Below are 13915 nucleotides of genomic sequence, written 5' to 3' on the forward strand. Positions count from 1 at the left end.
ACACCGAGCAAAATAAGGAAAATTTAAAAAATATTCTTTCGCCTTTGCAAGATAAAATTCAGTTATTTGAAAAGAAAGTAGAAGATACACACAAAGAAAGTATCGATTACCATGCGGCTTTACGTCAGCAAATATTGGGCTTGCGCGAAATGAACGAACAGATGAGTAAAGAGACCTTAAATTTGACCAAAGCATTAAAAGGCGACAGTAAAATGCAAGGAAATTGGGGTGAATTAATTTTAGAACGTGTTTTAGAAAAATCAGGATTAGAGAAAGATAGAGAATATTTTGTGCAACAAAGTTTTGTAACCGAAGACGGAAATCGTGTTTTCCCAGACGTAATCATTAATTTACCCGACGGAAAGAAAATGATTGTAGATTCTAAAGTGACTTTAACCGCTTATGAACGCTACATTAACGAAGAAGATGATAATTTAAAAGCACAATTTTTAAAAGAACACGTCGTTTCTATAAATCGTCACGTCGAACAATTAGGAAGCAAAAATTACCACGATTTATATCAAATGGAAAGTCCTGATTTTGTGTTGCTTTTTATTCCAATCGAATCGGCATTTGCTTTAGCATTAAACGAAGACACGAGTTTGTATAACAAAGCCTTTGAAAAAAATATTGTAATCGTTACACCTTCTACTCTATTGGCAACTTTGCGAACTATTGATAGCATGTGGACGAATCAAAAGCAACAAGAAAACGCATTAGAAATTGCTCGTCAAGCTGGAGCTTTGTATGATAAATTTGAAGGTTTTGTATCTGATTTAATAAAAATTGGAAAGAAAATGGACGAAGCCAAAGTAGAATATCAAGGCGCAATGAACAAGTTAGTTGACGGAAAAGGAAATCTTATTATAAGTGTTGAAAAATTGAAAAAAATGGGTGCGAAAGCTAAAAAGTCGTTACCCGAAAATATTGTAAATCGTGCCAATGCATTCGATAATTCATTGACCGAATCTGAAAATAATTCAAATTAAAAAACAAAAATTATGTTACGAAAAGTTATTATGTACTTTGTACTTGCCTTAGTTTTGGTATTTACTGCTTATTTCTCCTTTGTATATTTTGCAACTTACAGCGAAGGAAATCGCTCAGGTGAGTTGATAAAATTTAGTAAAAAAGGATATGTTTTTAAAACTTGGGAAGGCGAATTGAGTCAAGGAATTTCTGGTGCTCAAATATTTAAATTTTCAGTGATGGATAACGAAGCAGAAGTAATTCAGCAAATGAAAGATTTGCAAGGCGAATACGTAAAAGTAACTTATGTTGAACGTTACAGAACTTTTCCTTGGTGGGGCGAAACGAATTATTACATTACCGATGTTGTAAAAGAAGATTCACCATTTAAGGTAAAATAAATGGAAGGTAAATTTAAAACGGTAAATTCCTCTCGTGTAACAATTTCCCAATTGATGCTTCCGTCATACACTAATTTTAGCGGAAAAATTCATGGTGGATATTTACTTTCGTTATTAGATCAAATTGCGTTTGCTTGTGCCAGCAAATATTCTGGAAATTATTGTGTAACTGCTTCAGTTGATACTGTAAATTTTTTAGCTCCAATTGAAGTTGGCGAGTTGGTTACATTAAAAGCAAGTGTGAATTATGTAGGAAATAGTTCAATGATTGTTGGCATTAGAGTTGAAGCTGAGAACATTCAAACCGGAAAAATAAAGCATTGTAATTCATCTTATTTTACAATGGTTGCAAAAGATGAAAGTGGAAAAAACACGAAAGTTCCTGGATTAATAATTAAAACTCAGGACGACGTTAGACGATTTTATAATTGTTTAAAACAAATTGCAACTAAAAAAGACATTGACAACTATGAAGAAGCTTTCGATTACATGTCGGCTGAAGCGTTACTAGCATTAAAAGAACACAATGTTAAAGTCGAAGTAAATTAGGATTTTTATCAATAAAAATTTACAATTACTCAGAATATATTAACACAATCTAATTATTATTAGGATATTACATTTTTTTTCTTATTTTTGAGACGAACAAAAAAATTATGAAAAAAAATCACATTCTCCTATTCTCACTCGTTTTATCGTTTTCATTATTAATTTTATCTTGTACAGATCTCGATGATGAAGAACAATACATTCCTGTTTCTCCTGTAGTTGTAGATTTAACTCAGGTACCTTACCCAAAATTGTCCGATTATAAGTTTTTTGAAGGCGATATGAAAAATCAAAAGCCTGCATTAAATGTAATTCCCTATGAACCAGCATCGTCATTATTTACAGATTATGCTCATAAAAAGCGATTTGTGTGGATGCCAATTGGTGTGAAAGCAAATTATAATGGCGATGGAAACGTTTTAGACTTACCTATTGGTTCGGTTTTAATCAAAACATTTTATTATGAAAATGTTCAAAATATAACTCCAGTTGGAGGAACAAGAATCATTGAAACCCGATTAATGATAAAAAAAGCATCGGGATGGATATTTGCAGAATATGTTTGGAATGCTGAACAAACTGAGGCTTATCTTGACTTAAATGGCAGTTTTACAGAAATATCTTGGTTAGAAAATGGTGTTCCAAAATCTACAAATTATAGAATTCCAAATGAAGTACAATGTATTATTTGCCACAAAAGTGAAGAAATGGTAAATGGTACTGAAGTTATAAAGCACATTCCGATTGGTATTAAACCTCAAAATTTAAATTTATATTACAATTACAATGGTGTAACCAAAAATCAATTGACTAAATGGATTGAACAAGGTTATTTAAATGATAATTTTAGTTTGCCAACGGTAGAAAACACTACCGTAGATTATAATGACACGTCAAAGTCTGTTGAATTACGTGCACGATCATATGTTGACATAAACTGTGCCCATTGTCATCAGAACGAAAGACATTGCGATTACAGACCAATGCGCTATGCTTTTAGTGAAACTGCCAATAATTTAACAAACATGGGCGTATGTGTAAGCACCCAAGACATGCAAGATTTTAGTCCTTCATTAAGTAAAATTGTTAGTCCTGCAAATATTAATAGATCCATGATGTACCATAGATTAAATACAGAAAATGAAGCTATAAGAATGCCTCTTCATGGAAGAACAATAATTCATACTGAAGGTTTACAATTAATAGGACAATGGATAAATACTTTGCAACCGTGTCCATAAAATAAAAAAACAACAAAACTATAACCAATGAAAAAACTACTACTTTTACTACTTTGCATGATCGGTTTTATTTCTTGGTCACAGAGTACTTGCGCAACTGCAGTTTCAGTTTTAGCAGGAAACACAGTTGTAAGTTCTATAAACGGAACACAAATTCCCGCACCACTTTGTTCTACAGAAAATGGTGGTGGCGCTACTTTTGGAAGATGGTATACTTATACTCCAACACTATCTACTACAGTAACAATTACATCAGATATTGCAGCAAATACACCAAGAGTTGACACAAGATTTCATGTTTACACAGGAACTTGTGGTGCCTTGACTTGCTATGCAGGTGATGATGATTCTGGAACAAATTATTCATCTATAGCAACATTTACGGTTACAGCGGGAACAACGTATTATATTGGATGGGATAACAGATGGACTGCTAATGGTTTTACTTTTCAAATAATAGAAAATTCTCAAACACCAACTCCATCAACTCCAATAAACTATACAACTTCAACTGTTTCTACAATAAATAGCACCTATAATATTTGTGTTGTTGATATGAACGGAGACAATAAAGATGACATTGTTGGTGTGAGTAATAACAACCTAAAAATACATTATCAAACTGCTACGCCAGGAGCATTTACAATTGCTAATATGCCATTGACAGGAGTAACATATTTACCAACTTGGAGTTTGGCAGCTGGAGATTACAATAAAGATGGATTTAATGATATTGTTTTAGGAAGCGGAAACGGATTATCGATTTTAAGATCTAACAACACTGGAACTGCTTATAGCGGAATAACTCCGGGACAATATATCTTTTGCCAAAGAACCAATTTTGCCGACTTAAATGATGATGGAAATTTAGATATTTTCTCATGCCATGATATTGCACCAAACGTTTATTACTTGAATGATAACGCTGCAAACTTAACTTATTATCAAACTGGCGTAACACCTGGAGCGATGAATTTAGGCGCATCTGGAGGAAATTATGCCACTCTATTTACCGATTTTGATAATGATGGCGATTCTGATGTTTTTATTTCTAAATGTTCTGGTCCGCCATGTGAATTAATTAGAAATGATGGAAATGGCGTTTACACAAATATTTCTGCAATAGCGCAAATAAATGTAACACCTATTCAAACTTGGTCGTCTGCAATTGCTGATTTCGACAATGATGGTGATATGGATATCATTATTACTGCTAGTGCGGGAACGCATAGATTTTTTAGAAACGAATTGAATACCTCAAACAGCGTTGAAGAAGCTTATACTAACATAACTGCAGGTTCTGGTTGGGATACCAATACCTCAACAAATATTGACAATATTGCCTATGATTTTGACAATGATGGTCGTGTAGATGTACTTGGTGCTGGAGGAAAAATAATGTTTAATCAAGGGAATAATGTATTTGCACCAGTAAGTTATCCTGGGATTGCTGTTGGTGCTGTTGGTGATTTAAATAATGATGGATTTCTTGATATTCAAAATGGAACAACAATTAGATATGCCGTTCCAAACGCGAATAACTGGGTTAAGGTAACTTTAAACGGAATACAAAGTAATAAAAACGGAATTGGAGCAAGAATTGAAATTTATGGTGTTTGGGGAAAACAAATTAGAGATATTCGCAGCGGTGAAGGTTTTAAATACATGAGTTCATTGAATGCGCATTTCGGAATTGGAACTGCAACAGCGATTACTCAAATTATTATCAAATGGCCATCAGGAATTGTGGATACTATCAATAATCCAACAATTAATTCAGTTGTAAATGTTGTTGAAGGTTCTTCATTAGCTGTAGGTGAATTTGCTTCCAATGGATTTACTGTATATCCAAATCCAGCAAAAAATATTTTGAACATTACTGTTAATGATGGTATTTCTATGAAATCTGCTCAAATATATGATTTAACTGGTAGAATGGTTTTAGAATCTAATTTCACTAACGAGGCAATTAACGTTTCTTCATTAATGACAGGAAATTATATATTGCTAATGAAAGACGATAACGGAAAAGTATACAGTCAAAAATTTATTAAGGAATAAATAAATTATTTATTTAAGATATTCAGCATCAAAAACATTATGTTATTGGTGCTGTTTTTTTTTAATGAATCTTTAGACTTTTAAACTTATAAACTCTTAAACTTATAAACCTCTCTTACAATCTTACCTTTTTAAGAATAGTATTCACAACGTTATTAAAGTCGGAAGAAAGTTTTAATTTATAATTTACAAAAACATAGATGATTGTAACTAAAATAGATTTAAGAATGATATTGATTACTGGGTGAAACGAAAACTCCCAAAAATAAAATGTACAAAAAAGAGAAATCAATACTGCAAATGAAATTAAAGTTTTACTTGTAAAAGGAAACAATTTCATCTTTATAACTACAAAAAGTAATTTAGCAATACTATATAAAGTTATGGAAACCAATGTCGCAATTGCCGCACCATCGATACCATAAATTGGAATAAAAATCATATTTAAAGTTATGGCAAAAAAAGCGAGTAATAACCCAAGAAAAAGCACCGCTTTATAATATTTCGAATTAAAAATGATAGCATTATTATTGCCCAAAATCAAATCAAAATATTTGGATAAACCGATAATAAAAACAACAAAAATTCCACCGCTATATTTTATTGGCAACAATAAGTACAATTGATTGATATTGACTAAAATTCCAACTAGAACCAATCCGCCGATTATCTGCAAAGTAATTGAAGTCTTTTTGTATAACTCGTTTAATTCGTCGTGTTTTCCTTCAATCATTAGTTTCGCCGTAATGGGATAAGTAATTTGATGCATTGCTCTACTTGGCACGGAAATTACCATAGCAATGTAAATAGCAACCGAATAATAAGCGATATTTTCAATTTTCAAATATTGATTAAGCATTGTTTTATCAAGATCTAAAAGCATGTTGGCAACACTTCCCGATAAAATGATAAAACTAGAATAAATTAGAACTTGCTTGTAGTTTTTTGGCAGTTTAAAATTGAAAGAAATTCTCTGCACTTTATTGGCATAGAATAAAATAATTAAAGTACTTAACAAATAAACATACATTGTTGCAGTGATAAATTGTGAAACAGTTATGAATTTGAAATATACCAAAAAAAGAAAAATTGAGATAAGAACTCGCAACCCGATTTCTTTAATAAAATTACCAAAAACTGATTTCAAGTGCACTTTTACCCAAGCGTAAAAAATCTCAAAGTAGCCCATGCAAAGTCCGATAATAGGAATTTGCCATACATAATCATAAACTATCGAGTTTTCCTTTGATAAAAAAGAAGCTATTGGATTATAACCTATTACGATAATAATAGAAATTGGAATAATCGCCAAAAGTGGAAGAAATAAAACAAAACTTAAAAACTCACTTTTTTCTTTATCGCTTTTGTATTCCGAGAAAAACTTAATCAGTGTATTGTGAACTCCAAATGCCAACAAAGGGAAAATTACGTTAGCCGATGATAAAATGTAATTCGTTAATCCATAGTACTTTTCACCCAAAAAATGCGGATACATAAATAAAGTATTTGCCGCACCAATCGCAAAACCCACATAGGTAATGACAAGATTTTTAATCGATTGATTGATTACTATTCCCATATTAAAGTTTCGAGTTTCGAGTTACGAGCTCGGACAATTGTTTTGTCAAATTTTTTCTAGAATAGTGTTGCAATCCAACAGGAAACACTTTTAAATTCTGTTGTAGAAACAACTGATAATGTGACGCAATTAGCGTTTTTAAAGCTTCTTTTTCATCGTAAGTAAAGAAAACTCCAGTATTTGTTGACTTTATAATTTCGGCAAAATCAGAATCTTTTGGTCCGATAGCAATAATTGGCCGCTCCGAAACCATGTATTCGAATAATTTTCCTGGTAAAATGCTTTTGGTGTTTTCAGAATTGATTTCGATTAATAATAAAATCTGTGAAGTTCTTTGATGTGAAACCGCTTCTTTATGAGAAACATATCCTAAATTATTTAGATACGAATCCAAATCATACTTCGAAATTGTTTTCAATACTTCTTGACTTACTGCTCCAATTAATTTCAGTTCCAAATCATTTTTAAAACTCGGAATTTCAGTTACTAGTTCTGATAAACTTTGCCATAAAATTTCAGGATTTCTTTCTGATAAAAACGAACCAATATGCGCCAAACTAAATTTAGAATCTAAAGGTTTTTTTTCAACCTTTTCAACATCATAACCATTGGTAATTACTTCAATTGGTTTGGATGTCAATGCTTTAAATTCGGTTTTGGTAGTTTTACTGGTAACAATAATTGTATCGGCAGCATTCAATACTTTACTTTCTAATTCTTTGTGAATTTTACTTGCGTATGATGATAATTTTAACTCTTTATGATAGCCAATCGTAGTCCATGGATCACGAAAATCGGCAAACCATTTTACGTTTAAATCTTCTTTTAATTTTAGTCCAATTAAATGCAAACTGTGTGGCGGACCAGAAGTTACAATGGTATCAATATCATTCTCTTGAATGTATTTTTTCAAATACTTAACCGATGGTTTTATCCACAAAAAACGAGCATCAGGAATGAAAACATTACCGCGAATCCAAAGTAAAAATCGCTCTAAAATGGATTGCTTTTTCTTGTTAGGAATAATTCCAGAACTGATTTTTTTAGTCTTATTTTTCGAAAAAAATCCGGCTAATTGATAGGGTTCGAAAATTTTATTTTTTAAGATAATTGCTTTATCCGAAACTTCCTCAACCAACTGATTGTCAATAATTGGATAAGTAGGATTTTCTGGCACATAAACAATCGGCTGAACATCAAAATCGGGTAAATATTTTACAAACTTTAACCAACGTTGCACTCCTGGTCCGCCAGCTGGAGGCCAATAGTAAGTGATGATTAATAGTTTTTTTGGATTCAAATTTTGTAGCGTTAATCTTCGTCTGAAATTTTGTTTATTTTCTCTAGTTCTGCAATGTCTAAAAGATCTTTTTCACGATTTGCAGCTTTTTTGGCCTTTATTAAATTTTCATAATCTAAAAAATAAATTGGAACACCACTAATTTCTTTGATGTATGCTCTTTCTAAAAGTTGCTCAAACGAAGTATCTTCTAAACCTTTAACCGAAGTCATAATATCCAATCGCAAATTAAAATTTAAGGTAATATCTGTCCAACCAGGTATAAATTGCATTGTTTTAATATTTTCAAAATCTCCAATTCCTAATTGTTTCAATGCTATTCTTAAATTTTCTCTGTTCTCAATTGAATCTTCTATATAAATATCTATATCACCAGTATTTCGACCATATCCATAAATACTTACAGCAAAACCTCCAATCGTCAAATATTTGACGTTATTCAAAGAAAAATATTTCCAAACTTCAATTATTTGACTTTCCATTTTAAGTTACTTTGATATTGTCTTTGCAGTCTTTAAAAGATACGAAAGTTCAATTATAGCCATCATTTTATCAAAACGTTGCTGTGGCGTTAGTTCTCTAATCTCTTTTATGTGGCGCTTCTCCATAACAGATGGATGCGCGTGATTTAGTTTTGTTGCCTCCATAACTTTTATAATATAGTATGTCAAATTTACAAAAATAAACTGTAACTACTTCAACTGTTTCTTTCTCTCAAAATAAATTCCGGCAACCAATAACAATAACATTCCAATAGTACTAATTAAGGCAATGGTACTTCCTGTTTTTACCACTTGCGGCTCAAACTTGAATTCAATTTTGTGATTTCCTGCTGGAATTGTCATCGCTCTCAAAACATAATCTGCTCTAAAATGACTTGTTGCTTTTCCGTCGATGTAGGCATTCCATCCGTTTTTATAATACATTTCAGAAAAAACGGCTAAGCCTTCATTTTTATTATTAGAAACATAAGTCAAATGATTTGGCAAATATTCTGTTAGCTTAATGGTAGCAGTTGAATCGGTTACAAATTTTCTTGGCATCCCAACTTTAGAATCTGCTTCAAATTGTGCGACTGCTTGTTTTTTGGTATCCAAATTATCCAGTGCTTTCATTTCCTCATCGGCAGAATTTACTACTTTTAAATCTGAAACAAACCAAGCATTTCCATTAATAAACGGATTGGTAATTGAAATATCACCGTTTTCTGTTGGAACAATTAAATATTTCACATTCAAGGCATCCAATAATGAAACACTTTTTGTTAGCGCCATCGTTTGTGGATCAATCATTTTACCTAAATCGGTAAGTTTTTTATCAATTTGATATTCAAATATTTGCTCGAATCTTCTTGGTCTAACAGCGCTATATCCACCAACTGACTTATGAAAATAGGAATTTCTTCCTTGTAATCTTCCTTGCAATTCGTAAACTCTATAATTTGATTTATCATTAAGAATTTTTAAATCGGCTGGAGTTGGCTGAAATGGTTCGTTTACTTCTCTTGCGCTTACGAAATCTTTTTTACTAACGTAATTTTTATCCACAAAAAACAAATCGGAAACCATTAAAATTCCTACCAAAACTACAGCTGTATACTGTGCTAACTTGTTTTTCGTATACAACCATAAAACCAAAAATGCAATTGCTATAAAGAAACCAGAACGCAATAAATCAGCGGCATACAATGCTTTTCTATCTTCTTTTAAAGCATCCAAGAAATTCACTCCGAACGATTTATCTTCACCTTGACTGAACATTTGCAGCAATTGTCCGTCCATTGAACCAGCAAAATCGAAAGAACCTCTAAAGAAAAACAATACAATTAGTAATCCTAAAGTTGTTGCTCCTGCTTTCCATAAACTTGACCATTGTTTCTCTTTATCTGTCGTAAAAAACGAATGAAATCCTAAAATCGCAATCACAGGAATACACAACTCTAATACTACTTGAATAGACGAAACCGCTCTAAATTTATCATACATTGGAACGTAATCAATAAAGAAATCGGTTACCAACGCGAAGTTTTTTCCCCAAGATAAAATCAATGAAAAAATGGCTCCAGCAAGGAAAGCATATTTTATTTTTCGTTTGTCATGATATAATCCTAAAACACACAAAAAGAAAACTATCGCACCGATATACGCTGGCGCTGCAACGATTGGTTGGTCACCCCAATACGTCATTCCGTAACTTTCCGTAAATTGTTTTGCTTCTTCTGGCGATGCACCATATTGCAACATGAAATTGTAAACGCTAGAATCTTCGTTTAATTTTTCACTATTTCCCCCACCAAAAAGTCTTGGAGCGATAAGATTAAAACTTTCTGCAATACCATAACTGTATTCGGTAATGTATTCTCTAGACATGGATGCCGTAGCATTATTTTTAGTTCCATCTGGATTGAAAGTAAGCTCGGTTTTTCCTCTAATACTAAAATCAGCGTATTCTTTTGTGGCTAATAAATTGGTAGCATTTACTCCAACAGCCAGAATTACTGCAACAGCAAAAACGCCAATAATTTTTGGCAATTCTTTTAATTCTTTGTCTTTAAATAATTTGTAACAATAGTAAATTCCGATTATCAACAATAAAAATAACAGATAATACGTCATTTGAAAGTGATTCGCATTGATTTCTAAAGCTGTGGCAATCATGGTTAGTAATCCGCCAACAATATATCGCTTTTTGAAAACCAAGATAACTCCAGCAATAACCAATGGCATGTAAGCAATGGCATGTGCTTTTGCATTATGTCCAACGCCAAGAATTACAATCAAATAAGTTGATAAACCAAAGGCTAAAGCTCCAAAAAAGGCTTTTAATGGATCAATTTTTAAGACTAATAAAAGTGCATAAAATCCTAAGAAATATAGAAATAAATAATCTGCTGGACGAGGTAAAAAACGCAAAGCATCGTCTAAATCACCAATGTAATCATGCGGATAATTAGCACCTAATTGATAGGTTGGCATTCCTCCAAAAGCTGAATTCGTCCAGAAAGGTTCGGCATTTTCAACAGCTCTAAAGTCATTTTGTTCTTTCGCCATTCCGGTGTATTGGACGATATCTGATTGGTATATTTTTTTTCCTGAAAGTACTGGATAAAAATAGATTAGTGAAATTACTACAAAACCAATTAGGGCTAAAAAATGAGGATATAACTTTTGAATTTGCTTCATTATTTGATGATTGTATTGTTGTATATTGTATAAATGTAACTTGTATTGTTGACTAATTCTAAACTTTTAATCAATCTCTTCATAATCGATGTATTCGCCTACTTTGTTCTTCTCGCGAGGTTTATCTGATTTTAAATTTGGATTAGGATTGGTATAGGTTTGTTGCTGATTATTCTGCTGATTATTTTGCTGATTTTGATACTGTTGTTGAAATTGCTGTTGTGCTTTATCAACCATTTTTTTTGCTAAAACAGGTAAAAATAATCGAGCTAAAAACTTGATTACGTAATAAATTACGAATCCCCACAATAACATTTTTACTAGACCTTGAAAGCTTGCTTCTTGCATTGTATTAAAATTTTTGTCAAAAATACTAAATTAGTCCGTTCAAAATTAGGAGTTGCTCTTAAATAAATAATAAATATTGTACCTTTAAATTTCTTATTTTTGAAATCTTAAAACCAAATTAAAGATGAAATTAAAATTTGTTACAATCCTAATCGCTTTGTTTTGTATTAAAAACAACTATGCACAACATACCGATGTAATAAATTCCAATCGACCTGGAGAATCATTTTCGGCTTTTGCAGTAGGAAAAAAAGTACTTCAAGTAGAATCTGGAATTAATTATTTGAACGACAAACATTCTATTTTAGATTATACAGCAAATGGTTTTGGAGTAGATTTTGTTACTAGATATGGTTTTTTCAAAGAAGAGTTAGAAGCTTTATTAGAAATAAATTATCAAAATGATACTTACAAAACCGATTTAGGTTCTATAGGAAGAACTGGCGTAAAATCGGCGACGCTTGGTGCAAAATATTTGGTTTATGATCCTTATAAAAACAGAAAAGACAAGGTAGACATTTACAGTTGGAAAGCCAATCATAGATTTAAATGGAATTCATTAATTCCTGCAGTTGCGGTTTATGCTGGAGCCAATTTAAATTTTAGTGATAATCCTTTTTTACCAAGTACCGATAAATTAGATGTAATTAGCCCAAAAGTAATGTTGGTAACACAAAATCAATTTGCCGGCGGATATGTATTTGTTACCAATATTTTTGCAGATAGAATATCAACTAACTATCAAACAATGGAATACGTGATTACTTTAACCAAAGGATTCAACGAACAATGGTCGGGATTTATTGAAAATAAAGGAATTCAAAGTGATTATTATGCCGATTTGATTTTTAGAACTGGAGCTGCTTATTTACTTTCAGATAATTTACAACTTGATGCATCAATAAGTAAAAATTTGAAAGATACACCTTCTATATTTTATTGTGGAATAGGTATTTCATGGCGTAATACCGAAAGATATGAAGATGTCGTTCTTAAAGCTCCAAAAGATAAAAGTTCTAAAAAGAAGAGCAAAAAAGACAAGGAAAAAGAAAAAACTAAAAAACGTTTAGACGAAGTAGAATTAACAAAACCATAATGATTACAATTAAAGAAGTTACTAACAAAGCGTTACTTAAAGACTATATAAAATTTCCTTTTGCATTATATAAAAATCATCCGTATTGGGTTCCGCCATTGATTCAAGATGAGTTGGAAACTTTTGATAAAACAAAAAATCCTGCGTTTACAAATGCAGAAGCTTATTTTTATTTGGCTTACAAAGACAGTAACATTGTTGGACGAATTGCTGCAATCATCAATTGGGATGAAGTAAATAATCAACAAAAAAAGAAAGTTCGATTTGGTTGGTGGGATGCAATTGATGATGTAAAAGTAACCGAAGCGTTGCTAGAAAAAGTCTATGAATTGGGCCGAAAAAACAACTTAGAATATGTAGAAGGTCCGATGGGATTTTCAAATCTTGATAAAGTTGGTGTGCTTACCGAAGGTTTTGACGAATTGGGTTCTATGATTACATGGTACAATTATCCTTATTATAAAGAACACCTTGAAGAACTAGGCTATGTAACTGAAAAAGAATATATTGAGAGCAAATTTCCTTTTGAAAATGTAAAACCTATATTTTTCTTTAAGGCACAAGAATTAATCAAAAAACGCTACGAATTAAAACCACTAAATTTTACAAAAACCAAAGACATTCTTCCTTATGTTGATGAAATGTTTGATTTGTTTAATAAATCGTATGCCAGTTTATCATCGTTTGTTGCCATTACCGATATTCAAAAAGAGTATTTTAAAAAGAAATATATTGGTTTTATCAATCCAGAATACATCAAATTTGTAATGGATAAAGACAATAAAATGGTAGCTTTTAGCATCGTTATGCCAAGTTTTTCGAAAGCATTACAAAAAGCAAATGGAAAACTTTTTCCGTTTGGATTTTATCATTTATTAAAAGCAAAAAAACAAAGTAAAGAAGTATTGTTTTACTTAATTGGAGTGTTACCAGAATATCAAAATAAAGGAGTTACTGCAATCATTTTTAATGAATACTACGAAAGTTTCACCGAATTAGGAATTGAAAATTGCATACGAACGCCAGAACTAGCCGATAACATTGCGATTCAACAATTATGGAAACATTTTGATCCAGTAATTTTTAGAAGACGAAAAACCTTCAAAAAAGAGTTATAAAAAAGAAAATCCATTCAAAATTAATGAATGGATTTTTCTTTTTATTTACATGTCTTGTCCTGAAATAGCGA

Annotated in this window: 13 protein-coding genes; 7 read left to right on the forward strand and 6 right to left on the reverse strand. The window is 31.6% G+C overall.

What is annotated here, in order from left to right:
• The 5 genes from DIU01_RS01320 to DIU01_RS01340 all read left to right on the forward strand — a co-directional run.
• On the forward strand, positions 1–989 hold a 989-nt coding region (locus DIU01_RS01320), incomplete at its 5' end, for a DNA recombination protein RmuC (RefSeq protein ID WP_290831456.1).
• A 12-nt stretch (positions 990–1001) separates the two neighbouring features.
• Positions 1002–1370 (forward strand): 6-phosphogluconate dehydrogenase, encoded by a 369-nt coding sequence (locus DIU01_RS01325; RefSeq protein WP_290831457.1) that lies wholly within the window; start codon positions 1002–1004, stop codon positions 1368–1370.
• Positions 1371–1919, forward strand: coding sequence for an acyl-CoA thioesterase (locus DIU01_RS01330; protein ID WP_290831458.1), 549 nt, complete (start codon positions 1371–1373; stop codon positions 1917–1919).
• A gap of 107 nt (positions 1920–2026) precedes the next feature.
• Positions 2027–3160 carry a hypothetical protein gene (locus DIU01_RS01335; protein ID WP_290831459.1) on the forward strand — a complete coding sequence of 378 codons (1134 nt, stop codon included), beginning with the start codon at positions 2027–2029 and terminating at the stop codon, positions 3158–3160.
• A gap of 27 nt (positions 3161–3187) precedes the next feature.
• Complete coding sequence (locus DIU01_RS01340) at positions 3188–5221, forward strand: FG-GAP-like repeat-containing protein (RefSeq protein WP_290831460.1); 2034 nt, start codon at positions 3188–3190, stop codon at positions 5219–5221.
• 115 nt (positions 5222–5336) lie between these two features.
• On the opposite strand, the gene DIU01_RS01345 is transcribed toward DIU01_RS01340, so the two are convergent.
• From DIU01_RS01345 to DIU01_RS01370, 6 genes are all read right to left on the reverse strand, one after another.
• Positions 5337–6800, reverse strand: coding sequence for a lipopolysaccharide biosynthesis protein (locus DIU01_RS01345; RefSeq protein WP_290831461.1), 1464 nt, complete (start codon positions 6798–6800; stop codon positions 5337–5339).
• 1 nt (position 6801) lies between these two features.
• On the reverse strand, positions 6802–8100 hold the full coding sequence (locus tag DIU01_RS01350) for a glycosyltransferase family 4 protein (RefSeq protein WP_290831462.1): 1299 nt from the start codon (positions 8098–8100) through the stop codon (positions 6802–6804).
• A gap of 11 nt (positions 8101–8111) precedes the next feature.
• Positions 8112–8582, reverse strand: coding sequence for a hypothetical protein (locus tag DIU01_RS01355; protein WP_290831463.1), 471 nt, complete (start codon positions 8580–8582; stop codon positions 8112–8114).
• A 6-nt stretch (positions 8583–8588) separates the two neighbouring features.
• The gene (locus tag DIU01_RS01360; protein WP_290831464.1) at positions 8589–8747 is read right to left on the reverse strand and encodes a hypothetical protein; all 159 of its coding nucleotides are present in this window, start codon (positions 8745–8747) and stop codon (positions 8589–8591) included.
• A gap of 45 nt (positions 8748–8792) precedes the next feature.
• Entirely contained in the window at positions 8793–11282 is a 2490-nt protein-coding gene (locus tag DIU01_RS01365; RefSeq protein WP_290831465.1) for a YfhO family protein, read from the reverse strand.
• A 66-nt stretch (positions 11283–11348) separates the two neighbouring features.
• Complete coding sequence (locus DIU01_RS01370; protein WP_290831466.1) at positions 11349–11630, reverse strand: DUF4834 family protein; 282 nt, start codon at positions 11628–11630, stop codon at positions 11349–11351.
• 124 nt (positions 11631–11754) lie between these two features.
• Between DIU01_RS01370 and DIU01_RS01375 the strand changes: the two genes are divergently transcribed.
• Both DIU01_RS01375 and DIU01_RS01380 read left to right on the forward strand, forming a co-directional pair.
• Complete coding sequence (locus DIU01_RS01375) at positions 11755–12726, forward strand: transporter (protein ID WP_290831467.1); 972 nt, start codon at positions 11755–11757, stop codon at positions 12724–12726.
• Positions 12726–13844 carry a GTP cyclohydrolase gene (locus DIU01_RS01380; RefSeq protein WP_290831468.1) on the forward strand — a complete coding sequence of 373 codons (1119 nt, stop codon included), beginning with the start codon at positions 12726–12728 and terminating at the stop codon, positions 13842–13844. Before DIU01_RS01375 ends, DIU01_RS01380 begins: the two co-directional genes overlap by 1 nt.
• The last annotated feature ends 71 nt before the right edge of the window (positions 13845–13915 follow it).

The organism is Flavobacterium sp. (assembly GCF_003525665.1).
Taxonomy (GTDB): Bacteria; Bacteroidota; Bacteroidia; order Flavobacteriales; family Flavobacteriaceae; genus Flavobacterium.